The 26,892-nt window shown below is 44.8% G+C and carries 27 protein-coding genes and 1 pseudogene; 5 read left to right on the forward strand and 23 right to left on the reverse strand.

The window, feature by feature from the left end; all coding sequences use genetic code 11:
* Window positions 1–59: 59 nt before the first annotated feature.
* The 7 genes from HPY28_RS23185 to HPY28_RS23215 all read right to left on the reverse strand — a co-directional run bounded on the left by HPY28_RS23185 (window position 60) and on the right by HPY28_RS23215 (window position 5,783).
* Window positions 60–740, reverse strand: a complete 681-nt coding sequence (locus HPY28_RS23185; protein WP_174231496.1) for a queuosine precursor transporter — start codon at window positions 738–740, stop codon at window positions 60–62.
* A gap of 267 nt (window positions 741–1,007) precedes the next feature.
* Window positions 1,008–1,604 (reverse strand): TetR/AcrR family transcriptional regulator, encoded by a 597-nt coding sequence (locus HPY28_RS23190; RefSeq protein ID WP_017247335.1) that lies wholly within the window; start codon window positions 1,602–1,604, stop codon window positions 1,008–1,010.
* A gap of 16 nt (window positions 1,605–1,620) precedes the next feature.
* Window positions 1,621–2,103 carry a DinB family protein gene (locus tag HPY28_RS23195; protein ID WP_173623141.1) on the reverse strand — a complete coding sequence of 161 codons (483 nt, stop codon included), beginning with the start codon at window positions 2,101–2,103 and terminating at the stop codon, window positions 1,621–1,623.
* A 101-nt stretch (window positions 2,104–2,204) separates the two neighbouring features.
* Window positions 2,205–3,797: an acetolactate synthase large subunit gene (locus HPY28_RS23200; RefSeq protein ID WP_174225402.1), complete on the reverse strand. Its 1,593-nt coding sequence runs from the start codon at window positions 3,795–3,797 to the stop codon at window positions 2,205–2,207.
* A gap of 184 nt (window positions 3,798–3,981) precedes the next feature.
* Entirely contained in the window at window positions 3,982–4,866 is an 885-nt protein-coding gene (locus HPY28_RS23205; protein ID WP_174231497.1) for an alpha/beta fold hydrolase, read from the reverse strand.
* Between the two features lie 52 nt (window positions 4,867–4,918).
* Complete coding sequence (locus HPY28_RS23210; RefSeq protein ID WP_174231498.1) at window positions 4,919–5,332, reverse strand: nuclear transport factor 2 family protein; 414 nt, start codon at window positions 5,330–5,332, stop codon at window positions 4,919–4,921.
* Window positions 5,333–5,369: 37 nt separating this feature from the next.
* The gene (locus HPY28_RS23215) at window positions 5,370–5,783 is read right to left on the reverse strand and encodes a nuclear transport factor 2 family protein (RefSeq protein ID WP_106839119.1); all 414 of its coding nucleotides are present in this window, start codon (window positions 5,781–5,783) and stop codon (window positions 5,370–5,372) included.
* A 303-nt stretch (window positions 5,784–6,086) separates the two neighbouring features.
* On the opposite strand from HPY28_RS23215, the gene HPY28_RS23220 reads away from it, so the two are divergent.
* Window positions 6,087–7,157: a hypothetical protein gene (locus tag HPY28_RS23220; protein ID WP_069846179.1), complete on the forward strand. Its 1,071-nt coding sequence runs from the start codon at window positions 6,087–6,089 to the stop codon at window positions 7,155–7,157.
* 83 nt (window positions 7,158–7,240) lie between these two features.
* Here HPY28_RS23220 and HPY28_RS23225 read toward each other — a convergent pair whose 3' ends face one another.
* Together HPY28_RS23225 and HPY28_RS23230 are read right to left on the reverse strand one after the other, a co-directional pair.
* On the reverse strand, window positions 7,241–7,630 hold the full coding sequence (locus HPY28_RS23225; protein WP_017247342.1) for a VOC family protein: 390 nt from the start codon (window positions 7,628–7,630) through the stop codon (window positions 7,241–7,243).
* 111 nt (window positions 7,631–7,741) lie between these two features.
* Window positions 7,742–9,022: an NCS2 family permease gene (locus tag HPY28_RS23230; protein ID WP_217444877.1), complete on the reverse strand. Its 1,281-nt coding sequence runs from the start codon at window positions 9,020–9,022 to the stop codon at window positions 7,742–7,744.
* Between the two features lie 168 nt (window positions 9,023–9,190).
* Between HPY28_RS23230 and HPY28_RS23235 the strand changes: the two genes are divergently transcribed.
* Both HPY28_RS23235 and HPY28_RS23240 read left to right on the forward strand, forming a co-directional pair.
* Window positions 9,191–10,063, forward strand: coding sequence for a LysR family transcriptional regulator (locus HPY28_RS23235; protein ID WP_174231500.1), 873 nt, complete (start codon window positions 9,191–9,193; stop codon window positions 10,061–10,063).
* 94 nt (window positions 10,064–10,157) lie between these two features.
* Window positions 10,158–11,682 (forward strand): annotated as a pseudogene (locus HPY28_RS23240) (glycine betaine uptake BCCT transporter).
* 59 nt (window positions 11,683–11,741) lie between these two features.
* Here the strand turns inward: HPY28_RS23240 and HPY28_RS23245 are convergent.
* From HPY28_RS23245 to HPY28_RS23275, 7 genes are all read right to left on the reverse strand, one after another.
* Complete coding sequence (locus HPY28_RS23245) at window positions 11,742–12,194, reverse strand: 2-thiouracil desulfurase family protein (protein WP_069846192.1); 453 nt, start codon at window positions 12,192–12,194, stop codon at window positions 11,742–11,744.
* 24 nt (window positions 12,195–12,218) lie between these two features.
* Window positions 12,219–13,157, reverse strand: a complete 939-nt coding sequence (coaA, locus tag HPY28_RS23250) for a type I pantothenate kinase (protein ID WP_238144679.1) — start codon at window positions 13,155–13,157, stop codon at window positions 12,219–12,221.
* Between the two features lie 192 nt (window positions 13,158–13,349).
* The gene (locus tag HPY28_RS23255) at window positions 13,350–13,802 is read right to left on the reverse strand and encodes a Dps family protein (RefSeq protein ID WP_017247348.1); all 453 of its coding nucleotides are present in this window, start codon (window positions 13,800–13,802) and stop codon (window positions 13,350–13,352) included.
* A 262-nt stretch (window positions 13,803–14,064) separates the two neighbouring features.
* A complete protein-coding gene (locus HPY28_RS23260) occupies window positions 14,065–14,448 on the reverse strand; it encodes a hypothetical protein (protein ID WP_217444873.1) in 384 nt (127 codons plus the stop codon).
* Between the two features lie 15 nt (window positions 14,449–14,463).
* The gene (locus HPY28_RS23265) at window positions 14,464–15,063 is read right to left on the reverse strand and encodes a pentapeptide repeat-containing protein (RefSeq protein WP_174231501.1); all 600 of its coding nucleotides are present in this window, start codon (window positions 15,061–15,063) and stop codon (window positions 14,464–14,466) included.
* Window positions 15,064–15,069: 6 nt separating this feature from the next.
* Window positions 15,070–15,414, reverse strand: a complete 345-nt coding sequence (locus HPY28_RS23270; RefSeq protein WP_174231502.1) for a hypothetical protein — start codon at window positions 15,412–15,414, stop codon at window positions 15,070–15,072.
* Window positions 15,415–15,650: 236 nt separating this feature from the next.
* Window positions 15,651–16,067: a hypothetical protein gene (locus tag HPY28_RS23275; RefSeq protein ID WP_174231503.1), complete on the reverse strand. Its 417-nt coding sequence runs from the start codon at window positions 16,065–16,067 to the stop codon at window positions 15,651–15,653.
* Window positions 16,068–16,322: 255 nt separating this feature from the next.
* Here HPY28_RS23275 and HPY28_RS23280 point away from each other — a divergent pair, with 255 nt between their 5' ends.
* Window positions 16,323–16,748, forward strand: a complete 426-nt coding sequence (locus HPY28_RS23280) for a DUF1259 domain-containing protein (RefSeq protein ID WP_174231504.1) — start codon at window positions 16,323–16,325, stop codon at window positions 16,746–16,748.
* A 52-nt stretch (window positions 16,749–16,800) separates the two neighbouring features.
* The gene (locus tag HPY28_RS23285) at window positions 16,801–17,232 is read left to right on the forward strand and encodes a DUF1259 domain-containing protein (RefSeq protein ID WP_069846206.1); all 432 of its coding nucleotides are present in this window, start codon (window positions 16,801–16,803) and stop codon (window positions 17,230–17,232) included.
* 175 nt (window positions 17,233–17,407) lie between these two features.
* Here HPY28_RS23285 and HPY28_RS23290 read toward each other — a convergent pair whose 3' ends face one another.
* The 7 genes from HPY28_RS23290 to HPY28_RS23320 all read right to left on the reverse strand — a co-directional run bounded on the left by HPY28_RS23290 (window position 17,408) and on the right by HPY28_RS23320 (window position 26,891).
* Entirely contained in the window at window positions 17,408–19,024 is a 1,617-nt protein-coding gene (locus HPY28_RS23290) for a GMC family oxidoreductase (RefSeq protein WP_174231505.1), read from the reverse strand.
* 210 nt (window positions 19,025–19,234) lie between these two features.
* Window positions 19,235–20,131, reverse strand: a complete 897-nt coding sequence (locus HPY28_RS23295) for a nucleotidyl transferase AbiEii/AbiGii toxin family protein (RefSeq protein WP_254613179.1) — start codon at window positions 20,129–20,131, stop codon at window positions 19,235–19,237.
* A 17-nt stretch (window positions 20,132–20,148) separates the two neighbouring features.
* Window positions 20,149–20,730 carry a hypothetical protein gene (locus HPY28_RS23300; RefSeq protein WP_173623148.1) on the reverse strand — a complete coding sequence of 194 codons (582 nt, stop codon included), beginning with the start codon at window positions 20,728–20,730 and terminating at the stop codon, window positions 20,149–20,151.
* 434 nt (window positions 20,731–21,164) lie between these two features.
* Window positions 21,165–21,788 carry a hypothetical protein gene (locus tag HPY28_RS23305; RefSeq protein WP_173623149.1) on the reverse strand — a complete coding sequence of 208 codons (624 nt, stop codon included), beginning with the start codon at window positions 21,786–21,788 and terminating at the stop codon, window positions 21,165–21,167.
* A gap of 134 nt (window positions 21,789–21,922) precedes the next feature.
* The gene (locus tag HPY28_RS23310; protein WP_174231506.1) at window positions 21,923–22,132 is read right to left on the reverse strand and encodes an Imm3 family immunity protein; all 210 of its coding nucleotides are present in this window, start codon (window positions 22,130–22,132) and stop codon (window positions 21,923–21,925) included.
* Window positions 22,133–22,197: 65 nt separating this feature from the next.
* Window positions 22,198–24,918, reverse strand: a complete 2,721-nt coding sequence (locus tag HPY28_RS23315; protein ID WP_174231507.1) for an S-layer homology domain-containing protein — start codon at window positions 24,916–24,918, stop codon at window positions 22,198–22,200.
* Between the two features lie 164 nt (window positions 24,919–25,082).
* Window positions 25,083–26,891, reverse strand: a complete 1,809-nt coding sequence (locus tag HPY28_RS23320; RefSeq protein ID WP_173623152.1) for a helix-turn-helix transcriptional regulator — start codon at window positions 26,889–26,891, stop codon at window positions 25,083–25,085.
* Window position 26,892: the final 1 nt, after the last annotated feature.

Below are 26,892 nucleotides of genomic sequence, written 5' to 3' on the forward strand. Positions count from 1 at the left end.
GTAAAAACAAAAACCGCCAAGCTCCATCGTCCTTGGCGGTTTTTCTTTGTTTTTGTCAATTAGCTTTCGTCCACTTTCATGCTGCGTGCGATATAAAGAACCGGCGTCGAAGCTGCCGATACGACAAACTTGATCAGGTAGGTAGTCAACAGGATTTGCCACCATACGTCCATCGGGAATTCTCCCAAAAAGGCAATCGTACAAAAGGTGACCGAGTCGAGCAATTGACTGAAGAGCGTGCTTCCATTATTGCGAATCCAGAGCTGATTACGACCTGGACATTTTTGCTTCAGCCACGAATAGATTTTCACGTCGACAAATTGGCTGACAAAATACGCACACAAGCTACCCAATGCCACTCTTGGCATCAAGCCAAAAATCGTCTCTAAGGAACCTTGGGCAATATCTGTTTCCTGTGGTTCAAACACCAGCACAAGCTGCATGATGATCGTTGCCGCAATTAAGGTAAAGAAGCCGAACCATACGGCTTTTTTCGCTTCTCTTTCCCCATACTTCTCGTTCAATAGATCGCTTACCAAATAAATAGAAGCATAAATCGTATTGCCGAGCGTCATGACCAAGCCGAACATCTCGATTGTTTTGACCACCTGGATGTTGGCTAGCACGGTAGCCATCCCGATCCACGCGTACAGTCCCATTCTGCCGAACAGTCGGTAGCAGAGCAGGAACAGCCCGAAGTTCACCAGAGCAAAAAGCACTCCGATCCAAAAATTAAACATATGATTTCCTCCTAGTTTTGATAACGCGGGAGTTTACGAACCGCGGCCCGTTTTGAGCATTCAATCATTTTACTTGCATTCTTTTATTTTATCAACAATGAAAAGCCAGAGCAAAAAAGCCATCACTAAGGGCGATGGTCTTATCAATGGGTACTATTAGAGGCCAGTATCACAATGCATAGGCCTCTAGTCGATTTTATCCTGAATGCAATGTAAAAACTACCATTTATGGATATGGCATTAATAAAAATCGATGTCCGCCGATTTTTAATGAATACCCTCTTCCACGCCGCTTGATGCTTCTTTTAGAAAGATACTTACGAGCTTCTGAGCCGTTTTGCGAGCATGATGAACTGCTTCGTGATTTCCCTCGATCATTGCAGTAACAATGCTGCCTTCTATCAAAAGATACAACGCATTGGCTAGTTCCTCTTCCTCCCGTACTCCAGCTTCTTGAACAAGTTTTTTGATAAAATTTTTTAATAGTGACTTATGTCTTAAAGATACTTGATGGAACGAATGAGTAGGTTCATTAAATTCTGCAGCCGTATTTATGAAGGAACACCCACGAAAGTCAGGTTGCAAGAACCACTCTTCTAATGTATCAAATAGAGCAACCAAACGCTCCGACGGGGTAACTTCCTTCTTATAAACTGTAGTTTCGAACCAGTTTCTCCAAAGGGAATCTCTTGTCTCAAGATAAGCTATCACCAAATGCTCTTTAGTAGGAAAGTTGTTATACAGCGTCATTTTGGCTACTCCGGATTCTGCTACAACTTGATCGACCCCCGTAGCAGTAATTCCTTGTTTATAAAACAAGGATGAGGCAACATCCAGTATTTGCTCTTTTTTTCTTTGTCTCATGCCTTCTCCTCCTCTATTAATGAACGCGAAGGTTGGCGATTAATTTCCCAATATTTTTGATCGTTGCAAAGTGCATTGCCTCATGGTATAGGGAAAAGCCAAGTAATTGCTCAACTGTTGTGAAAGAAAGTCCAGTAGATGATTTATAGGAAGGCTCTACCGCTTCTTTCAAATTGTTCGAAAGTGTCGATTCGATCCTTAGCATTTGCGCCGTCAATAGTTCAATCAGCTCTGACAATGCTGGAGGTTTAATATCCCAGTTAGAAGGCTGAGTTCCTGGGTCAAATAAAGTCTTGAAATTCGAGGGCATTTGAACTTCTTTTCCAGAAAGTTGAAAAGCGAATTTTTCTTGAACGACATATATGTGTCCTACATTCCATTTTATGCTATTTTTCAACCCAACAGGAATGATTTCAGCATCGCGGTCATTCATTTCTCTCACATAATTAATCGTTTGACGTCGAGCAAATCCTAATTGTTCTAAAATGAAGTCACTCATTATTTGGTCCCCCCTCATCCTTCTGTCTCCTCGCCATTACTATACAGACAAGTATATATAATTTCAAATTTAATTTTTCGGCTTTTTTTCTGCGAATAACGTTATTTTATCTCTCTAATTGGGTTCCTTATAACGATCTCCATTAAATTCAGTTCTCCACTATCTACTGCCTCTGTAAGAGCTTGAGGAAACTCCTCTGTATTTGTAACACGTCTGTACGCAACTCCAAAGCTTTGGGCAAAAAGGTTAAAATCCGGATTGGTAAAAGAAATCTGTGTAACCGCTAGATTGGCATTGCACTGGTGCTTCTCTATTAAGCTATACCGCTGGTCATTAAAGATGATGATAGTAAAGCTCAGACCCAAGCGCTTTGCGGTCTCGAGCTCCTGAGCATTCATTAGAAAGCCACCGTCTCCCGTTATGATAACCACAGGACAGTTTGGCTTGACCAAGCAGCTTGCCAAAGCGCCAGGCAGCGATGCTCCCATTGATGCAAGACCGTTGAAAATAATCGTTTGCCCTGGAAGTTCTGGCTGGTACCAGAATGATACCCAAATCTTATGCAAGCCGACATCAGAAATCACGATGCTTTCCTTCGGCAGCTTTTTGCTTAAGGTCCACATCACCTTGTGAGGCAGATCCTGTTCTGATGGGATGGCCCGCAACTTCTTCATTCTACGTACACGAATCTTCTCATAGTCTACAGGTTCGGGCCTCCGATTTAACAGGTTCGATAATGCCTTAATCGTTTCTCGCAAATCACCCACAAGGTCTAATTCAACGGGAAAATGAGCATCAGTTTCAGCGTAGGTGGTATTAATACTCAGTACTTTACGCGATTTATCCTCGTTCCAGAATTTCGAATCAAATTCAACAAAATCAAATCCAATGGCGATTACCAAATCTGCTTCATGCAGAGGAAGCAAACCATCAGGATCGAAACTTCCGCCGACTGTGAACAGATTCAGCGGGTGATCGAAAGGCAGAAAACCTTTGGCCATAAAAGTATTGACCAATGGCAAATTCGCTTTCTCTACTAATTGTCGAATTTCTTTCCACGCTCGACTACGAACCGCACCGTTGCCTACTAGGATGATTGGTCTCTTTGCCTCCATGATTAACTGTGCGGCTGTGTGCAGCGAGGACTTGTCGGGACAAACTTTTGCTTTTCTTCCAATGGGAAGTGGTGAGCCGACTACCGTATCCCGAGCAACATCTACAGGCAGCTGCAGATGCACAGCGCCAAAACTGTCGGTTGTTGCCAGAGCAAACGCCTTACGGATAATCTCTGGAATTGTGTGAGCGGATGAAATCTGCTGATTGTATTTTGTAATTCCTTTGAATAATTGTATCGTATCTATATTTTGATGTGATTCTTTGTGCAGCTGGCTACGATCTGTCTGACCAGTAATGGCAATCAATGGCGAGCGGTCCAAGTGAGCATTAGCCACACCTGTAATCAGGTTCGTCGCGCCAGGCCCCAACGTAGCGAGACACACGCCGGGTTTTCCCGTGAGTCGACCATACACATCTGCCATAAAGGCTGCTCCTTGTTCGTGCCGCGTAACTACAAATTGAATCGATGACCGCGATAAGGAGTCGATAAGATCAATAGTCTCTTCACCCGGGATGCCGAAAATGTACTCAACTCCCTCAGCCTCCAGACATTGCACCACAAGGTCGCTCGCTTTCATATGGCTCCTCCATTATTAGTCTTTTGGTGGATTACATCTATTTTTCGTATGCAAAGTCCAATTTTATTCATTTGTTGATCCAACTGGAGTATACGTGTCAATCATGATCTATAAAAATCTTTGAACGGACCCGCAAGAGAGCCAGTTTTTCAAAGAGCCCATCCCACGGGTCACCGTTCAGCTGTTATTGCACGCCGCTTTCCAATTCCTTTATTCGCTCACCTAAAAATCGCTTAATTAACGCTACGCTGATTTCCAAATCTTCTTCCAAAGGAAAATGACCCGTATTGAGCAGATGAACATCAACATCTTTTAAGTCCTTTTGGTAAGCCAACGCCCCATCCGGACCAAAGAACATATCATTTTTTCCCCAAGCAACCAATGTCGGAGGCTGGTAGGTCCGGAAATACTCATGCCAACTCGGATATTGTTTCAAATTGTTTTGATAATCATAGAGCAGGGCAAGCTGGATCTCACTATTCCCAGGTCGCTCCAGCACATATTGGTCCAAATTCCAACTGTCTGGGCTGATTTTTTCCGGGTTGCGTGTCCCGTTTACATACTGCTGTTTTGTGAACTCAGGTTTCAGCAGACCTAAAACATTGTTGATAGAGGCATCATCAGCTGGATTTTCCCAATACGTCCGTACGGGAGCCCACGAAGATAGCAAGCCTTCTTCGTATGCATTTCCGTTTTGAGAGATAATGGCTTGGACTCGTTCTGGATGTTTGATAGCCAATCTGAATCCGACTGGCGCCCCATAATCGTGGACATAAATGCTGTATTTCTTCAATGGGAGCTGCTCGACAAATGCGTCCATAACATCCGCCAAATTGTCGAAGGTATAGGCAAAGTCGGCCATAGAAGGCTGATCACTGTTACCGAAACCAGGATAGTCAGGTGCAATGATATGGTATTCATTAGAGAGCTCGGCAATTAAGTTGCGGTACATGTGAGAAGAAGATGGAAACCCATGGAGCAACAAAATGGTCGGATTCTCTTGATTCCCAGCCTCCCGATAAAAAATGGCGAGACCGTCCACAATTTCTGTTTTGTAATATACTGTCATCGTTTTCACCTCATTTCCGGTGGTTCAGGAACACGCTGCTATTTCCCGAGGATTATTTGTAACGCCGATCATTTTCGTTTATCGGATAATCATTTCCACTCATATCTCGTCTTCTCATAAGACCGTCTTCGTCATACTCCCAAAGCTCATTCCCATGGCATCTCATCCATTGACCAGTTTCTGCATCACGGTACTCATACTCAAAACGAACCGCAATCCGGTGGTCCGTGTAGCACCAAAGCTCTTTCATGAGTTTATAGTCCTGCTCCCTTGCCCATTTCTTCGTCAAAAAAGCTTTAATATTCTCGCGACCTGTAAAAAACTCTGTGCGGTTGCGCCAGTTGGAGTCAACGGTATACCCTAGTGACACGCGTTCCGGATCGCGAGAGTTCCAAGCATCTTCGGCAAATTTTACTTTTGCCAACGCGGATTCAAGTGTGAACGGTGGTCGAATGTCTTTACTCATTTTTTATCATCCTTTTTCTTTTTTATAGTTCAAACCATTATTTGAATTTACGATCCGCCTCTTTGATAGGAAAATCATTCCCCGTCATATCCCGTCTCTTCATGAGGCCATCCTCGGCAAACTCCCAGTATTCATTTCCATGGCATCGCATCCACTGACCTGTATTTGCATCACGATATTCGTACTCAAAACGCACTGCAATCCGATTGTCCGTGTAGCACCAAAGTTCCTTCTTAAGTTTGTAGTCCAGCTCTCTAGCCCACTTATTTGTCAAAAACGTCTTGATAGCCTCTCGGCCGGTAAAGAATTCTGTGCGATTATGCCAATTGGAATCAACGGAGTATCCCAAAGATACCCGCTCCGGATTGCGAGAATTCCAGGCATCCTCAGCAAACTGCACTTTTGCCAATGCAGACTCCTTTGTAAACGGTGGTCGAATGTCTTTGCTCATGGTCGATCTTCCCTTCGTTTGTTGAATATTGGTGGAGGAGCATCCGCTCTCCTTGGACTTAGTATACAGACAGGTCTGTCTAAAATCAAATATATTTTCTCGGTCATTAATCCTAGAAGCGAGCAACCTCCTAGCCCACTAACATTTACCTGTTACTGATTTGTAGGATTTATGTCGATAGTCTGTAACCAATGCATCCACACTATCGTACATAATGAACGTGTAGCAAGGACAAGCACTAGATACAGCACACTACACATTACATCATGATCAGTCAGCAAGACTGGGGAGGAGATTCATCACATGAAACACATGAAACACTTGAACAAACTCGTAACAGGAACTGTACTTACTTCCGTACTTTTCACTGGAGGGTATGCAATTACAGCAGATGCAAGCAACACAACTGCTACACCAAAAGGCTTGCAAGAGATTACGAAAAAAACAGCAGACGTAACGGGTGACAAGACCGCAGACACAGTCGTTCTGTACGGGAAAAAAGAGAAAAACAGCCCATACGTGAAGGACCTCACTATCAAAGTAACAGATGGCAAAACGAAGAAATCTTTTAACATCGACGTGAAGGACGACGGCTACGAGCCGAAGCTCTCCGTTCAAGATTTCACTTACGATAAAAAAGGCGAGATCATGGTTACTGCAAGCACTGGCGGAAGCGGTGGCTACACAACCAATCACATCTACAACATTAAGGATGGAAAAGCGAAAGAACTCGGCCTGCCAGGTCTGGATAAAAACAAAGCAGGTGTAGTCGGAGCGGACTTCGTAGAACTGAAACCAATCGATCTCAACAAAAATGGTCTCTACGTACTGGAAGGCACAGAGCGTCTGACTGGTGATTACAATGCAGATGTTCGCGGCTACCTCAAATCCAAATGGAAGTGGAACCAAACCAAATGGGAATTGATGAGTGCCAACTTCGAACCAGCTGTAAAACCTCTCGAAGTCTATCATGATACTTTCAAAAGCCAAGACTCTGCCTTTGCTTTTAAAGGTCCAAAATCTTGGAACGGCAACATCTTAGTTGAAGAAAAAACTGGCCCAAATGCAGACGAATACTTGCCAGAAGCAAAGAGTGTAACCCGCTTCATCTTCAATGCTGAGAAAGCCGAAGATCGTACACCTGTTGTGGTTATCACCGCGTTTGACCTGAATGACTGGAAGAAATTGAACAACCCGGACGAGCCACCAGTCGGCTACGAAATTGCACGTAACCAAGCAACCAACACGGTATATGTAGCAAGCTTGCCACAAGACACCGTATTTGACCCAGCAAGCAAAGAAGGGAAGAAATTCATCCCTCTGATGATGTCTCTGGACCAAGTAAAACAAGCGTTTACGTTTGTAAAACGATAATCTATCCACATCTCTCCACAAAAAGTCCCTTTGCCGCTCTCATTGGCAAGGGACTTTTTCATTGTTTTTGAGGTTTTACTTTACTATAGCTTCGCAAGCCTTTTTAACTTTTCCTCTTTTTCAGTAGGATCCAAGTACTCGAAAAGACCAATGCGATTCCCCCATGGATCGGCAAACGTCCCCCACTTGACCGGTACTTCTTCCCGTTGGAAAATTTCAAACGGTTCGATTTGCAGCTCTTTGATCAGTCTTTCTCTTTCCGTCTCGATATCGACCACGGCAAATCGCATGGGACCGCTTCCTTCCGCTGGCGTCCCCTCTGCCAGCTGCAGCCAACAACCAGGCAGGACTTCCCACTCAGCAAATCCTTCATGAGGAACAAAATCCGGCTCTCTTTGCAAAAAGCTCTGGTACCAGGCTAGTCCTTTGGCGAAATCAGTAGTACGTAATTGAAACGTCATTTCATGGATCATGGAAGAGCCTCCTGTTCTATAACCTTCCATCCATTATTTCACATTGCTTGCATCACTTTCTAGAGAACAGAACAAAAAACCCCCGACCGAAGTCGAGGGAAAACTACTCTTTTATGCGAATATCGGCAGCATGAGATTCAGCAGGAACAATCCCGCGATAACGTACATGAGCGCAGGCACTTCGCGTCGTTTGCCCAATGCGAGCTTCATGAGCGGATACGCCACGAAGCCAAACGCAATTCCATCTACAATGCTGTAGGACAACGGGATAATCACGATGATCAAAAAGGCAGGGAAGCCTTCCGAGAAGTCCTTCAGATTGATATTCTGTACATTTTGCAGCATCAGTGCGCCGATGATAATGAGCACTGGCGCAATGGCTCCATCCGGAATCATTTTAATGACAGGCAGCAAACCGAGCGAGAGCAAGAACAAGGTGCCTGTTACAAGTGCGGTCAGCCCCGTCCGTCCTCCTGCTGCGATTCCTGCCGCGGTCTCCACCGTCGAAACTGTCGGGCTGGTTCCCAAAATGCCAGAGATGGCAGCCGACAACGCATTGGCTTGCAGCGAACGGCCGAACTTCTGCGGCTGTCCAAGCATCGAGGTATGCCCATGAATCAAGCCAATATTTTCAAAGACGATGACCATCGCCAATGAGAAGGTCGCGATCCAAAATGGCAACGCCCAAATAGCAGAAAAGGAAAAACCCGCAAATACGCTTCCGTAATCCGCGAACGAAAACGTTCCTCCCCCTCCTGGCTCGACAATCCCGAACAAAAAGCCAAGTCCTGTACCAACCGCAATTCCGATCAAGAAGTTGCCTGGCACATTGCGAGCAAACAAAATCAACGTAACAATCAAAGTAATCAGCGTGACGATCACATGCGGGCTGGACAAGTCACCCAGCGCAACAAATGTAGACGGGTTCATGACGATCAGCCCGCCTTTTTGCAGACCGATGAAGGTCAAGAACAACCCAATCCCTACGGTAATCGCTTCTTTTAGCGAAGAGGGAATCGCATTGGACAATATCGTTGCGGCCTTGGTAAAGGCAATCACAGTAAAAATCAGACCAGAAACAAAAACAGCAGCCAATGCTTCCTGCCAAGTGAGGCCCATCGATTGGCATAACGTATACGTAAACAGGGCGTTGATCCCCATACCGGGAACCAGAATAATAGGAGCATTTGCCCAAAAGGCCATAAGAAGTGACCCGATAAATGCCGTCAATACAGTCGCCAGAATGCCTGCTTCCATCGGTATTCCAGCATCATTTAAAATCGAAGCGTTTACGGCAACAATGTAGACAATGGTGACAAAGCCAATGAATCCGGCGATGAGTTCCCTTTGAAACGTCGTGTCGTAAGCGCGCAGGTGAAATAGCTTTTCCATCCACGTACGCACGGATTTCCCCTTCTTTCCTTTATGTCTTTTCCATGAAGTGAAGATTCACAGAAAACATGCTATCATAGCTTCATCAATATGAAAAATATCCATAAAATCTAATTTTCATATCGTTTTCATATGGATCCATTCTCGTAAGGAAAGAAGGCATTGCGTGTGGATATTCGGCAACTGCGTTACTTTATCGCCATAGCAGAGGAAGGTCAGATAACAGGAGCGGCTAAAAGACTGAATATGGCCCAGCCGCCTTTGAGTCAGCAACTGAAACAAATGGAGGAAGAGCTCGGGGTCATGCTCATTGAACGCTCGGGCAAACAAATGGTCCTGACAGAAGCAGGCGCCACCCTCTATAAGCAGGCGCTCAATATCGTTCATCAAATGGAGGAAGCTCTCTCTGAGGTCAAAGAAACAGGCGAAGGCATTCGGGGGACGTTGTCCATCGGTGTCAGTGCACTTTCGGCCTATCGCCTGCCAGAACAAATTCGTGTGTTTCAGCAAAAATATCCGCTCATTACGTATAAAATCTGGAAAGGCGATACGCAGCTTCTCAATCAGTGGCTGGAGCGCAGAACCATAGAAGTCGCTATCGTACGCCTCCCCCACTCCTTGAACAACTGCACCATGATTCCGTTGGAGGAAGAGGATTTTGTGCTCATTGTTCCGGCCACCTCCCCCTATGCCGATCGCAAGGAAATCGAAATGCGCGAGATCGCCGAGCTTCCACTCATCATGCCGAGCACACCAGGATTGGGCATCTACGACTTGATTATCAAGGAATTCTCCCGTCTAGGCGTGGAACCGCACGTGATCTGCGAGTGCCCGGACATCTCTCTCATCGTCAGCATGGTCGCCTCCTCGGTCGGTTCCTCCATCGTCCCTATCTCGGCATGGGAAACTCATCAGAGCGAACAAATTCGCGGGATTCGACTCTCCGGAACTTCCATTTTTTCCTCCGCTGCTGTCGTCTGGCAGTCTGGACGCCATCTGTCCAAAGCGGCGAATCGGTTTATCGAGACGTTTTCATCGTAACTCCATTCAGGGGCGGTCACATCCGGAATAATCTTGGAAATCCCGCGGGATGATAAACTATTACCATTTCTTGTAGATTCCCGGGAGGATAAAGATGACTTTCCTGATATCCTTGGTCATTGTATTTGTCATTGTGCTGTTCGGCGCGATTTCTCCTGAGCTTTTCGCCTCTGCGGCTTCCCATGTACTGAAAGTGACCACGACGAATTTTGGCTGGTTTTATTTAATCGTGACTTTCGGTTTTCTGATCTTTTGTATCTTTCTTGCCTTTAGCAGATACGGACAAATCCCTTTGGGGAGCGACGATGACGAGCCGGAATATTCGCTCCCCACCTGGTTTGCTAATGTTGTTTTCTGCTGGGATGGGAATTGGTCTTGTCTTTTGGGGAGTGGCGGAGCCCGTCTCTCATTACTTCTCTCCACCAGCAGGTGTGACTGGACAAACGACCGAAGCCGCACAAACCGCTCTGCGTTATGCATTTTTTCACTGGGGCCTGCATCCTTGGGGGATCTACGCTCTCATCGCTCTCGCTCTCGCATATTTTCAATTTCGCAAAGGAGCGAAGGGCTTGATCTCCTCCACCTTTGGCCCGCTGCTCGGTGAGCGCATACATGGACCGCTCGGAAAAGGGATCGATATTTTGGCTGTCATCGCCACAGCATTCGGTGTCGCAACCTCACTTGGCCTCGGAACTCTGCAAATAAACGGAGGTTTGTCTCACCTCTTTGGATTGCCCTCCAACACCACCGTGCAAATCGTGATCATTTCCATTATTACGGTACTATTTCTGCTCTCGGCTACGACAGGACTGGATCGGGGAATCAAGTATTTGAGCAATACGAACCTGGTATTGGCCTTGTTGCTCCTCCTGCTGACGCTCGTATTGGGACCAACCTCGTTTATTTTTGACGCCTTCACCAGCACGCTCGGCAGTTATTTGAACAATCTCATCTCGATGAGCTTGCGGCTGACCCCTTTTACACAAGGGACATGGGTAGCCAACTGGACGCTGTTTTACTGGTCGTGGTGGATTGCCTGGGCGCCGTTCGTCGGCATGTTTATCGCACGCGTCTCCAAAGGGCGCACGATCAAGGAATTCGTCATTTGCGTGATGCTCGTTCCGAGTTTGTTGAGCTTCATCTGGTTTTCGGTGTTTGGTGGGACTGCGCTTCACCTCGAAATTTTTGATCAAGCGCCTATAGGGGCAGCGGTACAACGTGACATCTCGACTGCGCTATTCCTCGCACTGGAGCAGTTGCCTATGGGATACATTCTCGCTGTCGTTGCGGTTCTGTTGATCATCACGTTTTTTATCACATCGGCGGATTCAGCTATTTTCGTGCTCGGCATGCTGTCTTCTGATGGCAACCTGGACCCGTCGAATCGGGTAAAAATCACCTGGGGCATCCTCCAATCCGCAATCGCCATCGTTCTTTTGTTAAGCGGCGGCTTAGAAGGCCTGCAAACAGCCTCCATTGTGGCAGCGCTGCCTTTTACCGTCATCATGGTCCTGATGTGCTTTTCCCTTGTACTGGCACTGAAGGAAGAAGACCGCATTGCGAAGAAAAAACGGAAAGAACAGCAGAAGAAGCTGGAGAGGTTGTTGAAGGAGTTGTAAAACGTAGTTACAAAAAGAGGGACGTAAAAAGAGGGACGCTTCCATCGCGTCCCCCCTTTTTATTCATTGGATACGATTGATTCAGAGATTACCTCAATCCCATTTCTGCGAAACAGCGCCGCCGTCAGCCCGACACCCGGCACTTTTTTCCCGGAAAAGCTGCCATCGTAAACGAAGGAGCTTCCACAGGACGGACTGTTTTCTTTCAAGATGGCAGATGTGGCTCCAACCGTTTTCGCCAGCTTCAGCGCTTGGTTCGCCCCCATCAAAAATTCCTCGGTGACGTCTCGGCCAGTGTTGTCTATGATGCGTGCTTTACCATCCAGAACATCTTCTCCAGTCCCCCCGATGATTTCTGCTGGCGGTCGTGGTGTTGGCAAGCCTCCCAACTGTTCAGGACAGACGGGTATAGCCTTTCCTTCCCGGAGCAATTGCTCCAGCTCTTGGTCTAAGCATGACTTCTGATCGTAACGGCATTCACAGCCGATCAAACAGGCACTAATCACTTTCATGACAACCGTCTCCCACCTTTTTATCTACAGCTTGCGCAGCTTCACGCTTTGTATCATATGATCCTGCCCCTTGTCCAAAATCAATTGAGCGCGAACACGCGTCGGCAAAATGTTTTGGCGCAGGTTGGCTCCGTTAATCTCCGTCCAAATACCGGTGGCTACCTCAGTCGCCTCCTCGTCAGACAGACTCGCGTAACGCTTGAAATACGAGGATGGGTCGGAGAACGCGGTCTGACGCAACAGCTTGAACCGCTCTACATACCATTTCAGGATGTGCTTCTCTTCCGCATGCACGTAGATCGTGAAGTCAAAGAAATCAGAAACAATGACCTCGGAAATACGAGCATCGTTTTCGTCACCTATAGGCGGTTGCAGCACATTCAAGCCTTCGACAATCAAAATGTCAGGCTGTCTGACGGTCTGCCATTCATCTGGTACGATGTCATACACAAGGTGGGAATAAACAGGCGCTTTCACTTCAGGCAAACCCGATTTTACATCGGATAGAAAATTGATAAAGCGCCGCAAATCATAGCTCTCTGGGAATCCCTTGCGCTTCATGATTCCTCTATCTTCTAGAACCTTGTTCGGATACAGGAATCCATCTGTCGTTACCAAATCGACCTTCGGATGATTCGGCCAGCGAGACAGCAGCGTCTGCAAAATGCGAGCCGTTGTGCTTTTGCCTACAGCCACACTACCTGCAATACCGATAATGAATGGAACCTTGCCATCCTGGTTCCCTAAAAAAGTGTGAGTCGCCTGGTACAGCTCCTGCGTGCCCCCGACATACAAATTCAGCAGACGGGACAACGGCAAGTAAATGTCGGAGACTTCTGTCATGGACATTTTCTCGTTCAAGCCCTGCAAAAGGGAAAGCTCGTTATCAGATATGGTCAACGGCGTGGAAGCCCGCAGAGCACTCCACTGCTCGCGATTAAATGTAACATAGGGTGATGCCATGGGAATGTACATCCTTTCCATCATGAAAGTGCTTTCTCTATTTCACACAAGGTTAGTTTACACCAGCATGTCTTTCTTGGGAACAAGGGGGTTGTCCCAAATCAGACTAGCCCTGCACTTTTGCCTTCATGAGCACATAGAAAAAAAGCCGATACCCCATGGCATCAGCTTTGCTAGCAAAAGAATTTATCCTTATTTTCCCAAGTGGGCTTGCAGCATCCACACATGCTTTTGCAAGCTGTCCATAATCCCCAAGAACATATCCCCAGTCGCTTCATCGTCCCCTGCTTCCGCAGCTGTAATGCCCTCTTGGAGCTCCTTAATCAGGAGTGTAAAATCACTCACGACCGCTTCAACCATTTGATCCGCAGACTCTCCACCTGTCGCTTCCTTAATGGAAGCCTGCTCCAAACAGTCCTTCAGCGTCGAAACAGGCTTGCCCCCAACCGTTAACAGCCGCTCCGCCAGCTCATCTACATTTTTGGCTGCCTCGTTGTATAGCTCCTCAAATTTTTCATGCAGGGTAAAAAAATTCGGGCCTTTGACAAACCAGTGATAATGATGCAGCTTCATATACAGCACAGACCAGTTGGCAACCTGTTTATTAAGTACATCGGTCACTGGCCGACTCATTGTCATACTCATCCGGACGCTCCACCTCTCATGGTATAGATATAGCGTTTGTAGTATGTGGTGGATCGTTCGGTTCTATACCAGACGCCGTCTCGTTCATTATTTCTCGAGGAACTTCTAGCCTGCTTGGTATCATTTTTTCATGAGCTCATCTACTGAATATGTGATGCTGGCTCCGTATGTAATTTGTATAATCATTCACTTGAATATAGCAAAATCACAGTTGCTCCCGGAGTAAGAAAGCAAGTTTACTCTCCATTCCTGAGGTGCAGTTTCATAACTGACTCACACTCCCATTACTCCTCAACTCATTTCTTGCTTTTGCTAGTGCCTGTAAAATTTCTTCCTTCGCAGCTTCCTCGTACTTGTCCATGACTTCTTCCAAACCACATTCGATTAAGTTCAAGTACTCGCCATATGTTACATAGGCCACTTCCTCTGGAAACCCGTGGAATCGCATACTCAGGACAACTTCGTCAATCGCACATCGCTCAGGATCATCGGTATCGAAATTACCGTATGTCGCAATCATGCAAACTTCATCAAATACAACACCTTCTCTTGTAAGGATGATCGTTATGCTTTTCAATATTCTAGATTGATTGATGAAAACGCCTCTGATGAAATGATGCTTCCAGTCATTATTTATCTTTTTCAAGTGTTGTACCACCTTCTAGATACTCCTTCGGCTGCCCTCAGGCCATTTGGTTTTATCATTGTAAATCACCCTGGTGAAATCTACATTTTTAATCGTAGCGTTTGTAAAATCTGCATTAGAAAGGTCTGCACTGGTAAAATCAACATTTTGCAGGCTTGCATTACGAAAGGAAGCCCATGTTAAATCGCAATTGATAAACTTTACATTTTTCAGAGTTGCATCCGTAAAGCAAACCTTTATCATATCTGAATTGGAAAAATCAACTCCTTCCACTTCTGCTTCACAAAGGGTCGCTCTAATTAATTTCGAAGAAGTCACATCACAATTTTTTACTATGGAGTAATCCAGATTTGATTTTGTCAGAATAACCCCACTCATTCTCACTTCTAAAAAAATGACTGACGCAAGGTTAGAATAATAAAAGTCTGTATTGGCTAATGTGCATTTCTTTATTGTTGATCCTGCCAACATGACATCGATTAAGAATCTATCAGCTACGTTTAGTTCTGAGAAAATGCCATCCTCAACATATAGCTGTACACCCTTCGTTTTCTCCCCACTAAGCCATAATTCATGCTTATCAATCATCTGATTGATTTCTTTTTGGGTTATCATCTTTCGTCAGTCCTTTTCCTCGTATTTCTGACGAACGAGCGAAAGATACTCTTCTACATATTCCGTTTCATCCTCAGACAACATTGGCCGATAATCCATCTCTTTTGCCAAACGTAAGACCCTTAGCATATCCTCTCGATCACTTTCGGATAGTGGTACGTCATGCCTTACCATCAATTTGGTTAGTAATGATACAGCTACGATACTTAGAATCGTATCGGAATAGATGTATTGATCGAAAGCGAGATGACAAATACCCGCAGCTTGTCCGTAAGTACGTCCATTCACGCATACCTCGGTATAGAAGCTGTCTGCTATCAAATATTGAAGCTCGAAAAAATTCATTTCCATTCGTATTCCGCTTGCGAGATAAAGACCGCTAGCAGAATCTTCCCTCCCTTCTTTTCACTTCCCATACAGACATGGCTGTATTCAACAGGAAGACTCCGTTCAATCCCTCTAATTGCACTTCCTCGCCCTATTTCCACTGCATTCCTTATACAAAAAAATAAAGCATTGGCAAGAATATTCCCTGTACTGCTAAATACAGCTCTCCGTAATTTAGCAACTTAAGTAATGAAGCTAACTTAGCCATGTATTTTCACAAGAAAATCCTCTAATACTCTCCTAGTCGCAACGCCAGCTCTGGGAAGCAATTCATTTACGCGAACGAGCATGGCAGGATTGTCACGTATCATTTGTTTCCCTTCTAGAGTCGTAAAGCTTCTCAACGTATCTACACAGATCACGAAAAGTTCCTCATCATCCGTATCCAGCAACGATAGTAGAATATTTAGTTCATGCTCGTTACAAGAACTGTCCATACAGTATGCGAGTTTTCGCTGCCATTCTAACGGTTTCATCAGCACATGACTGGACAAGTCTTCCCAATCCTTTTGGCTGAACTTCGCTAGCATGTCAGACGCTATTATGCAGCCATAGTCATACCAATAATCAACAGTATTTTGGCAGCCTGTTATGAAAACATCTAATTCTTTGTACATACTGGTCACCTCCATTCAATATTCAAGTTTTACGTGATCAACGATGATTGTCTCACTCCCAAACAATACTGCATCGTCATGATATTTATCCGATAAACTCCGCTACGAGAAAATCTTCAGAAGCTTGATTAGGGAGAATAACTAGAACCTAGAATGAAATCTGTATCTTTTTCATGTAAAAAAGCCACAGATTACTCATTTCCCTTTTTTCTGTCATTCATAAGATATTTCTAGATTGACAAAAGGAGGATTACTATGGCGAATAAAGCAAAAGCGAAGGTTAGCCCCCAATTTAAAAGGCTCTGTGCCCGATTTGGAAGAATATTAGGGGGCGAGTCGGAAGTTGATAATGGGCCTGTTTGTTTTGTCATGCGGCTTACAAATCTTCGAGAAACAATCTTGGGAAGACGAACGCTTTCCCCTTTAGTTCGAGCTCAAATGTTTTCGTTTGAATCCCTTGATAAGTCGGGTCGTGCCCTTTGTTTGGGCGAGACTGCCGTTCACCAAAATCAGGTGAACCGTTTGATGTCGAATCTCCGCAAACGTGGGATTAAAGTGACAGCACTTCACAACCACTGGCTAAAAGAAAACCCGCGCTTAATGTATATGCATTGGGAAGCGATAGAAAATCCGATCGTATTCGCCAGGAAAACCAAAGAGTCCATCGCATTCCTGGGTTAACATGGTGGAGCCATGAAGTTTTCATTTCATCATAATCGAAAGGATGACGGATATGGGCAAAGTAAAGGCAAAAGCAAAGGCAAGTCCCCAGTTTAGAAGACTGTGTAACCGATTTTCTGCCATTTTAGGTGGAACAGAGCATGAAATTACGAGAGGTCCCGTTTGTTTCGTCTCCAGAAATAGAATATTCAATGCGTCCATATTAGGCAGAAGAACCACATCCCCATTGGTCCGTTATCAACTGTTCTCGTTCGAATCCTTAAACAGTTCAGGACGTGCCCTATGTTTAGGGGAAACGGCTCTCTTCCAAAACCAGGTAAACCGTTTGTTGTCAAACCTTCGCAAAAACGGGATAAAGGTAACAGCAGTCCATAATCACTGGCTCTTTGAAAACCCGCGTCTTATGTATATTCATTGGGAATCAATTGATAATCCCATTGCATTCGCCAGGAAAGTGAAGCGTTCTATTGCCTTTTTGGGTTAATCAACCAATAACAGAATACAGCGGCATCTAAAGACGCGATACTATCGTCCTAGATTTTCGCTGTAGCTACAAACCAAAAACCCGAGATTTCGTACAACGGCAATCCATGAATAATATCCCCTGAATCTCCGTACAATTGCGGATTCACGGGATATTACTATTTTCATTACTAATTTCACTTTTTCATATTATCTCGCGAGTTTTGTTTCAAGAGCTGCTGCGCAATTGTATTTCCAATAAGGTAGGCTGGTGCAGACGTGTTGCCATCCACCGTGAATGGAATAATCGAATCATCAGCAACAATTAAGTCTTTTACTCCATGGACTTGACCTTGGCTATCCACCACTCCCCCCTTGCTAAGAGGCGCCATGCGAAGCGCACCTTGTTCATGATGATTATGGTCAAAATTATTTTTGATGAACTCTTCAAGCTTGCGATTATTGTTGATGATGTCTAGAGTTGGTGAAATAAGCCGGTATGATCGATCGATCGCGGTTAATTGTGCGGCTATTTTCTTGATATATACCTTATAGCAGTTTTTAACTGCTTCAAGATCTGCGGGATTATTGAGATATCCTTCATCAGCCAGCACAATTTTCAACGGATCATTACTTTGTATACTTATGGAACCACGGCTCTTTGGTTTTAGGAAAAGGATAGCTATCGTCAGTTTCCCTTTTGAGCCGATTCCAATCAGTTGGACTGCACGACGAGTTTTGTTTGAGCCTGGAGTGGGATCTGGCAAAAAGGCGCCACCTGAAAAAAGCGCATTTGGATCATCATCAGGCAATGGGTTATCTTTCGGATTGGCACTAAACTCAGCAAAGTTGAGCGTGTGGTTTCTAAGGCCTTTGCCAACGTGGGAGTTGGCGAAAACAACTGGGATTCCTTCGTCCTTAAGCATTTTGGCGGGACCGATTCCAGAAAGCATTAAAAGCTGAGAACTATGGATGCCTGCTGAGATGATTACTTTTTTCCGAGAGTAGGCTCGTACGCGTTTACCCTCTTTGAGAAATTCAACGCCAATTGCTCGCTTATTCTTAAATAATACCCGAAGAGCTGTTGATTTAAAGAAAACTTGCAGCTTTCGACCATTGACTCCTTGACCAGCAGTAGTCATGATATCTGATGATAAAAAAGCGGTGGAAGCACTTTCTCGCCGTCCATTGGGTTGCTGAAATAATTGCCAACGCGTAAAGGGTCCAAGGGGAGTTTTCGGGTCATTATAATCGAGAATTTTTCGAAATCCTGTTGCTTTCTCGATGGCTGACACTAACTTTTTGGACATGGGTGTTGGATTTTCAGGTGCTTGCCGAATGTCGATCAATCCCTTATAACCGTGAACCTCTTTATTGTTTGTCTTCCCATTGTAATTCTCCATTTTTCGGAAACTGCGAGTTGCATTCTTTGGAGACCAAAGAGGTCCCAACAACTTCTCCCATTGTTGAAAAACTGCTGAGGTAGGTCTTACATACTGCTGTGTGTTAATAGAAGAGCCTCCACCCAATAATCGACCCGTCGTCCATTCAAAACTTCGTTCATTTACTTTTTCCTGGGGTACTCCTTCTCCTTGCCAAAAATATTGAGGAAGATACAGCTCCTCCAGCTCTAAGGCAAACGTTGAGTTGCTAATTGGCGTGTCCCTATCATTATTTTCTCCTGATTCCAATACGAGAACGGATGTTTTTTTATCGTCTGTTAGTTTCTTTGCAATAACAGAACCTGCTGGACCGGTGCCTACAACAATATAGTCAAAAATGATTTTCTTATCTTTCTGTTTACCTTCGCTCATTCGCTACTCCCCTACATGTACAGTTTGGATCATCCCATTGACTCAAAAGACACATTTGCTCTAAAGAAATTGGGTTAATGTAGGGTATTATTCATGAATGATGATGGTGAATGATTCCGACCAATCTCATCATTAACCTTGTATCCCATAAAAAAAGCTCATTCCTTCTACCGAGACAGACGGAATAAGCCTACTTTACTTACTATCCTGTTACAATTTTTTCGGTGTTGGACTTGGCAAATTTTCAAACGCATACCCATTAATCCCTGCAAAATCCATCTTTTTACGCAACTCACTGACAAACTGCGTAAAATAAAGGCCACGATCCATGCCGCCAGCATATTTTCTCAAGTCGTAATCGTAGGATAATGAATCGTATATGGGCTGTAAATCATCAACAAGCACCTTTTTCATATCCGTTTTCTTAATAGATGGATCGATACTGCATTCGTTCACGAGCGCCTGTAATGTTTCCTTGAGCGCATCGTTGTCATAGGACGGGTGAGAGAGTAAAAATTTCAAATCGTACAAGTCTTTAAACCTCGGCCTGACGATTGTTTGATGCAGCTTCCAAGCAACCTGGATAGACAGGGGCACAGTGTACGGAACAAGAAAGCTTTCTCCAAAGACAGGTTGGTACTCGAGCGGAACCGGGTCTGCATCCATTTCCAAGTGAAACGAAATATCCAGATTCAGCTCATTATAGTCATCCGCTTCCCTTGTTTGACCTTTGAAATAATAGGCAATATCCGTATTGATCGTCGGAAAATCATCTGCCATAGCGTAGTCGATATATCTCCAAAATGCATTCTTTCGAAAACTTCTAAACACGACGCCGTCGTTCAGATCCATTTCGGTTACTTGAATCATCCATTGTGTAAATACTTCATGGGCATGTTCGACGTCCCTGATTTTCCCCGCATACAATAAGTCGATATCATCTGCATCCCGAATCTGGCGGTTGTCCAAATATTGTCTGGTTAGAAGGCTGCCTTTTAATACAAAGGGCATATTCACTAGAGCAATTCTTCTCAACAGTGCTTCCAAAACAACGAGCTCTCTCGCTTCATATTCCAACTCTGCTACATCATCATACGTAATCATCATGATCCTCCATCTAAAAATTAGGAAATCCAGCCGCTGTCCAGTTCTTCGCGGCTGTCATAAATACATAGTTCATATTGTTCTTTGATTAGCCCGATCTGATTTGCTTGCAAAATGGTATGTATCTTTTCTACTCGATCGTAAAACTGTTTCGGGCTCTCATATTCTCGGACGGTGATAAATCTCACTTTTCCATTCGCATTCAAAGAGTTTCTCGAAATATGTCCACCATGACCCTCACATAAATTTCGTAACGCGGTGACATCATCGACCTGTACTTTTCCATGCCATTCGAAGTAAGGCTTCGAGTTTATGATGGGCTGGTGAAAATACGTTTCTTCTTTTGGAGAAATCTCTACTTTTTTTCGGACGATGGTAAAACCGTTGTTTTGAAACGTAGCTGCAATCTTTTCCATCTCTTTATTCACTTCATGAAAATCAGGTCGTTTGATTACTCCTGTTATCATCGGTTGATTGATGTAATTTCCCTGATCCAAGACGATCATGACCGGCTTTACTTGTTCCGATTGGCAGAGATCGATAAAAGCTTCCTTTTCATCAAGTTGTAGATCGTTGAAGGTAACATGAAACTCAAATTCCATTGCTTCACTCCCTGACTTTCCTTGTATTGCACAATCAATTTATTACCTTTTCTTCCTATTTGTATCGACATATCTTTTCTATCTCTTAACCGTTTCGTTTATAAAATAAAAAAGTAGAGGTACGCTGAGAATCTTCTCTCAACATATCTCTACTTCGAATAAGTCCTAGTTGCTAACCATTTAGCTTGGTGGTTGCTGAAAAGTCCAGAGAGTGTACTTTTATGGACCAATACCCCAAGATTTCATCGATTCTTACATCTTGAACCCTAACCTTTGAGCCTAAAGAGCTTTGACCCGTAAGTTTTGAAATCTGAACGTTCATCTTTGAGCTTTCATCCTCGTATTCGCCAAATAATTTGTAGGATGGCCTAGTTAACCCACTAGGCAAGGGACTCTCGTTTATCAGCTATTCAAATGACTAGCAAACCACACTGTTAATCCACAAGATTGATTTTGGTAATCGTATTGGATTCACTTAAGATAAAATCGACTTCACACTCAAACTCATCGATTTCTTTACTAAGCGTATCCATTTTCTCTTTCAACTTCAAGGGGTCTACGAGCTTTGCTTCATTTTGCTCTTTAAACGGTTTGGAGATCGCTTCCATTTCCGTATCCTTCACCTTGGAGTCTTTGCCAAAGTTCGCTTCGAGCAGCTTTTCCAATCGTAGCTGTACTTCTTCATTTTTCGATTCAACCTGCGTGACTGCATGGTTGTAATCTCTTCTCATTTTCTCCAGCAGTGATTTCTCGTATTGAATGGACGTTTTTCGCTCGATTGCTTCTGCCACTGTCATTCTCTTGCCGCTAATCGTTACCATCGTCTTTGCGTTGGACTCGACGATCAGCGACTTAATGTTTTGTCTTCTTTTTATTAGATCAACAACGGATTGGTAGTTTCGCTCTGTCGTTTCCACATACAGTTCTGTTGACGTATAACCAGTTACTGGCTTAGGTCCAATTGCGGAAGACATGAAAGTCGTTTCATTGATTCCTTTTTGGATTCTTTTATCGAGTAATTTTAATTCTGAGAGTCCTCTTGTGATAGACATTTCCATCGTGTCATTCCTCCTCGTGGAGTTTTGATAGAAGAATTGTTTATGTATATAAGGGGTTACATTTGGTAGTTTACTATACAACTATATGTAAATAGCTGTCAAATTTCTTAGGGGATGGGTTTGAAAATTTCCACTTAAACTATCGTATCTAAATGATATGCAATTGGCTTCTGTTCAATTTTTTCTAATAACAAGGCTTTTCTTGTCATCACATCATCGAATTGTTCCAGTGACAGTTTTTCCTTTAGTTTTTGCATATCCAAACGATCCAATTCTTTTAAAAGATACTCTTTGGATTTGTGAAATACCTCCGAATGGGTTAAAAATCCTCCATCTATTCTCATGCAAAAAGACTCATTCCCCCTCATCATTCAAGTTGGAATAAGCCTTTCGCAATTTATGAACAGTATCAAAGCTGCAAATATAATCGATATAGCATTCGGGCAGCTTCCCCGCGAGTGACAGCCTCGCCAGCTCTAATCTGTTTATCCGCAGGAACATCGATCAAGCGCTGTTTCACAGCCAAAGCCATCGTTGGTTTCGCCCATTCGGAAATCGTGTGTTGGTCTGTGAATTGATTCAAGTAGTCCTCTGTATTCGAAGGGTAATAGTAATTCTTCTTTTCATGTAATGATCTTGCGCCAATCGCAGCCATTTCTTCCCGGGATATGGTATGATCCGGCCTAAATGTGCCGTCTGGATAACCTTTCACGATATCCTTTTTTTCGGATGAAGCGATAAATGGAACATGCCATTGTGGCGGATTCACGTCTGAAAAGCTCTCCGTCGCTGTTTCGTCCAAAGCGTAAAAAGCTCTTACCAGCATCGCCGTGAACTCAGCACGGGTAAGCGGTGAATCAGGCTCAAAGTTGCCATCTTCTTTCCCAGTTACGATTCCTTTCGATCCCAGAAATTGTACGGCTTGCTGTAGTTCAGGATCCCGGTTGTCAACATCAGGGAACGTTTTGGTATTATCGTCCACGAAATACGTTCCGGAACGGTTTATTTCGGCTTCCATGCCGTTATTGTACGGATTGAACTTTCCACCGATAGGCTGCGTGCTTTTCCCATTCGAATAGAACACGCTATTATTTGTCGCGTCCGCCTGATTTGCAGGCAGAATGAGACGGATGTTGCTTGATACGTTCGAAAGCTCCTGCCCTTGTTCATCTAAAAATTGTACGTGATATCCGCCGTTATTGTTTTCGACCAAGCGAATAACGATAACCGGGAGCGAATGGAACAGGCGATTTACAGTCGCAAGGTTAAACGTCAGTTTCGCATCCCCCGCATGGACGGTAAGATAGTCGACATCCTTACGATTCGTGAAGCTATCCTTGTAAAGCTTGATTGTAAAACCATTTTGGTCAGGCAACGACAAAATTTCCCCATTCACGATCAACTCCCTAGCAAGAGCAATGTTGTTTTCCGATAGCGTCTGCTCCACCGCAGTCTTAGCCTTTCGCGCATTGTCAGCTACGCGGTCAATCAAGTCAGAAGTAATGACGAGTTGGCCGTCAACAAGCTTTGGCTTTTCGCTGCTTGCGGCTGTAATCACAAGCTCTCCTGCTTGGGTCAGTCCCTCCACAATAAACGGACGCTGTCTGTCAGCGACAGGTACCGATCGGACGGCAGTGTAGTACGTCTCGGACAACGTGTTACTGTCGACGACGTACAACAAAAAGGAAGCGGTCACGTCCGGAGAACCAGCTCTGCTTGCAGTTGCCCGTACAATGGTCTGCCCGGGTTTGTTCGCTTTTACGACCTGTGTGCCATTCACATTCGATAAGGTTCCTATACTCGGATCGTCAATGGTGTACGCCATTTTTGTCCCGGGAAGCAAATTATTTACCGCAATGAACTGTTTGTTCCCAGGTTGCAGCATCGTAATATACGGATAGAGACTCATTTCCGGGGTAGTTCGTATCACAGGCTGAGCTGTTGCTCCAGGGTGATTGCCCGTTGGTTTGTCTGCTGTCCTAGGGCGTTCGGCTGTTGGTTTGTCTGTTTTCACTGGGCGATTGCTAGTTGCCGTTTCTCCCGTGAAAACAACTAGCTTCGGCAAGGCAATCGAATCTGCCCAAGCCCACAAAGTCTGATCCTTTTTTACTACATAGTAATACCTTTTGGGTGGTGAAAAGTCGCTATGGTGTATAGAAGCGATGTCTGTAAGCTCTGGGAAAACTTTATGGTTGTTGTCCACTGACCAAAGCTGATCGTCCTCTCGGAGGGCATAAGCTTCGTCGATATTCCGATCTCGAATGGAATCCAATTGGACCATCGTTCGTGCGTCTTTTGCTGCATGCAAATACAAAGGATATTTTTTCGTGTCAGCGGTTGACCAAGACAAGACTGTGCCATCTTTCATATAAGCATAGCTGGTAGAAATGCCCGGCTCTATCTTGACGATATCAGCAAATCCGTTCATCTGCTCTGGACTTGTGTTTTTCGAGCGGTTATTCGGCGGATACGAGTTTGCCTTCCACCTCCAAACCGTACCGTCCTTTTTCACAGCGAATACGATGCCATTCGCCATTTTTATGGATACGACATCATCTAGTAGCTTTGTTCGGACTGTAGTAGGTGAGCCACCCTTAGTGGTACCTATTTCACTTCCCAAACTCCATACGGAACCGTCTGATTTTAAGACGAACAAGACTTTGTAGGCACCCGTATAATGGGCGACTAGTGACGTTACATTTTTCAAGTCTTTGATTTGCCGCGGAACACTTGCAGAACTCGTTTCAAGGGTAGTGACGGGGGCGGAGTCCCAATACCACACCGTACCGTCTTTTTTTAGCGCCGCATAGTTAACAATATAGTTACCCCGGGCCGACTTCCTTTTGACTGTCATCTCTTTGACATCCTGCAAGCCCGGAATTTGCATCAGCTTGGCTTCATAGAATGGATCTGAAGCACTCAAAGGATGTCCATAGATGTACCAAGTCCATACGGTTCCATCTTTTTTCGACAGTAGCACATTATCGTTCAGGATGTGGTAATCCTCCCCGATACGTGTATACTGCTGTTCGTAAACGTCTCTTGTGTCGTTCCCTTTGGCTTGAACCGTATTAGATTGCGCCGTCAGGATTAACACAAGGCTTAACAATGCTGCCATCCATCGTTTCATAGTTTTCCTCCACCAATACTCTCCTTGATAGTCTCCTTGCTCTGTCTCTTTAGATTTCCATAATTTGCACCACGCTTTATATTAACAGAACAAGAAATATTTACAATGAACTACCTAATCAGGAAAAGCAAAAAGCCAGGGCTACTCTCCCTGGCTGTCATACGTTACAGAAGTCCTTCCTCTTGCCCTTTTTGTACCGCTTCATCCCGATTCCGCACACCGAGCTTGTCATACAAGGCAGACGCATAGTTACGCACTGTCCCATCTGACAAATACAGCTTGGAAGCGATCGTTTTATAGCGCATGCCTTGGGAGAGCATCTGCAAAATCTCCTGCTCCCGCTTCGTTAAACCATAAACATTCTCGTCTTTTTCGCTTATTTTCGATGCAACGAGTAAATCTTCCTGTTCGTTTACTGGTTGTGCATCCAGCATTTTATGAAACAGGTCCTGTGCAATCATCGTACCACCGCGATGGACGAGGCGAATCGTTTCCGCAAGCTCACGTGATTCAATCGATTTCAAGAGATAGCCGTCTGCACCACTGCGCATAATTTCCTTGGCTTTTTCAGTATCTTGAAACGTAGACAGGACAAGAACACGAATACCGGGCCATTTTTCCTTGATTCGTTTTGTCGCAGTGATCCCGTCCATATTCGGCATCTCCAAGTCCATCAGCACCAGGTCTGGTTCCAGCTCCTCGCACAGCTCCATAGCCTGCGCCCCATCCTCTGCCATCCCGACTACCCGCAGGTCTCGCTGTCCCTCGAGTATGGTGCGCAAGCTTTCCCGAATAAACGAGTGATCATCGACGATAAACAAACGAATGATTTCATCCGCGCTCTCTACCAGCCTCGGCACAAAACAAGTAATGATCGTTCCTTCTCCCCGCTCTGAGTATACGGATACTCTTCCTTGCAAATGAGCGGCCCTCTCTTTCATCGTCGTGATCCCGAAACCATCCTTCCAATTTTCCATCCCGTGACCGTTATCCTGTACTTCCAGCCTCGTCTGTTGCGGCTCAAAATAGAGAGAAACGACGATGTCCGTAGCCTGCCCGTGGCGTACCGCATTCGTCAAAGATTCCTGTAAGCAGCGAAACATAGTCATTTTCACCTGCTTACCAACAGGATACTCTTCTCCGATCGCACGAAACCGTACATTTACCTTTGCATGTGTCTGAAACTCCTCCGCAAGCTGCTTCAGCGAATGAACGAAGGGAAGCGTCTCTTGCGGTGACCCCATCTGATGCAAGTACCCTCTCACTTCCTTCATGCCGTTTCTCGCAAGCTTCAAAAGGGAGTCGAGCTTTTGCGTCCCTTCCAGCGACACCACATCCTGACGCAAGGTTTCCAGCCCCATGATGATCGAGACATAGGAATGCCCCATTGTATCATGTAGGTCCTTGGAGAGTCGGTCCCGCTCCTCCAGCAGAGTCACTCTCTCGATTTGGGTGAGGTATTGCTCCAGCACACTGTTTTGCTTGCGAATAATTTCATTTTGCCGATGGTTGACAATGAGCAAATGAAAGGCAAACCCCAACACATAAGCAAGCCCGACTTGCGGAAAAATCTCGAACACATCAATTTTCCGCGAGAAAAGCACAATCAGCAGTGGAAGGAAAACAATCGTAATGGGAGCCGACCAGCGAAACGATTTCTCCGCACTATTGGCGGCAATCAAAAAAGCTGGCATCAAAAAAGTAAGGTACGCCTCCGGAAACAAAGACGTGAGATAAATCGATAATCCGCCAAACAAGAGCATTTCAGCTATCAGATAGTAACGATAGCTCAGCATTAAACAAATCCACGGGACGGAAAACACCATTATTTGCCACAAAATAACAATCCATAAGGGCAGCGTAAGAGAATCTCCCCATTGTATTGTCGTAACGGTGAGTGAAAAGCAAATGAGCAGACGTAAAAAAAGCATCACCCAGTCATACCATGCCCATTGTTTTACGATCTCTAGCAAA

The sequence above is a fragment of the Brevibacillus sp. HB1.2 genome (genome assembly GCF_013332495.1).
Lineage (GTDB): Bacteria > Bacillota > Bacilli > Brevibacillales > Brevibacillaceae > Brevibacillus > Brevibacillus porteri.

Excerpts from the sequence above, each read along its gene's own strand:
- HPY28_RS23205 (WP_174231497.1), bottom strand. The coding sequence starts at position 4,866 with ATGACAGTATATTACAAAACAGAAATTGTGGACGGTCTCGCCATTTTT.
- HPY28_RS23275 (WP_174231503.1), bottom strand. The coding sequence starts at position 16,067 with ATGTACAAAGAATTAGATGTTTTCATAACAGGCTGCCAAAATACTGTT.
- HPY28_RS23300 (WP_173623148.1), bottom strand. The coding sequence starts at position 20,730 with ATGGAATTTGAGTTTCATGTTACCTTCAACGATCTACAACTTGATGAA.
- HPY28_RS23280 (WP_174231504.1), top strand. The coding sequence starts at position 16,323 with ATGGCGAATAAAGCAAAAGCGAAGGTTAGCCCCCAATTTAAAAGGCTC.
- coaA (WP_238144679.1), bottom strand. The coding sequence starts at position 13,157 with ATGGCATCACCCTATGTTACATTTAATCGCGAGCAGTGGAGTGCTCTG.
- HPY28_RS23190 (WP_017247335.1), bottom strand. The coding sequence starts at position 1,604 with ATGAGACAAAGAAAAAAAGAGCAAATACTGGATGTTGCCTCATCCTTG.
- HPY28_RS23195 (WP_173623141.1), bottom strand. The coding sequence starts at position 2,103 with ATGAGTGACTTCATTTTAGAACAATTAGGATTTGCTCGACGTCAAACG.
- HPY28_RS23215 (WP_106839119.1), bottom strand. The coding sequence starts at position 5,783 with ATGAGCAAAGACATTCGACCACCGTTTACAAAGGAGTCTGCATTGGCA.
- HPY28_RS23255 (WP_017247348.1), bottom strand. The coding sequence starts at position 13,802 with ATGAGTATGACAATGAGTCGGCCAGTGACCGATGTACTTAATAAACAG.
- HPY28_RS23230 (WP_217444877.1), bottom strand. The coding sequence starts at position 9,022 with ATGGAAAAGCTATTTCACCTGCGCGCTTACGACACGACGTTTCAAAGG.
- HPY28_RS23295 (WP_254613179.1), bottom strand. The coding sequence starts at position 20,131 with ATGATGATTACGTATGATGATGTAGCAGAGTTGGAATATGAAGCGAGA.
- HPY28_RS23210 (WP_174231498.1), bottom strand. The coding sequence starts at position 5,332 with ATGAGTAAAGACATTCGACCACCGTTCACACTTGAATCCGCGTTGGCA.
- HPY28_RS23265 (WP_174231501.1), bottom strand. The coding sequence starts at position 15,063 with ATGATAACCCAAAAAGAAATCAATCAGATGATTGATAAGCATGAATTA.
- HPY28_RS23310 (WP_174231506.1), bottom strand. The coding sequence starts at position 22,132 with ATGAGAATAGATGGAGGATTTTTAACCCATTCGGAGGTATTTCACAAA.
- HPY28_RS23290 (WP_174231505.1), bottom strand. The coding sequence starts at position 19,024 with ATGAGCGAAGGTAAACAGAAAGATAAGAAAATCATTTTTGACTATATT.
- HPY28_RS23200 (WP_174225402.1), bottom strand. The coding sequence starts at position 3,797 with ATGAAAGCGAGCGACCTTGTGGTGCAATGTCTGGAGGCTGAGGGAGTT.
- HPY28_RS23185 (WP_174231496.1), bottom strand. The coding sequence starts at position 740 with ATGTTTAATTTTTGGATCGGAGTGCTTTTTGCTCTGGTGAACTTCGGG.
- HPY28_RS23225 (WP_017247342.1), bottom strand. The coding sequence starts at position 7,630 with ATGATCCATGAAATGACGTTTCAATTACGTACTACTGATTTCGCCAAA.
- HPY28_RS23270 (WP_174231502.1), bottom strand. The coding sequence starts at position 15,414 with ATGGAAATGAATTTTTTCGAGCTTCAATATTTGATAGCAGACAGCTTC.
- HPY28_RS23305 (WP_173623149.1), bottom strand. The coding sequence starts at position 21,788 with ATGGAAATGTCTATCACAAGAGGACTCTCAGAATTAAAATTACTCGAT.
- HPY28_RS23315 (WP_174231507.1), bottom strand. The coding sequence starts at position 24,918 with ATGAAACGATGGATGGCAGCATTGTTAAGCCTTGTGTTAATCCTGACG.
- HPY28_RS23245 (WP_069846192.1), bottom strand. The coding sequence starts at position 12,194 with ATGAAAGTGATTAGTGCCTGTTTGATCGGCTGTGAATGCCGTTACGAT.
- HPY28_RS23220 (WP_069846179.1), top strand. The coding sequence starts at position 6,087 with ATGAAACACATGAAACACTTGAACAAACTCGTAACAGGAACTGTACTT.
- HPY28_RS23285 (WP_069846206.1), top strand. The coding sequence starts at position 16,801 with ATGGGCAAAGTAAAGGCAAAAGCAAAGGCAAGTCCCCAGTTTAGAAGA.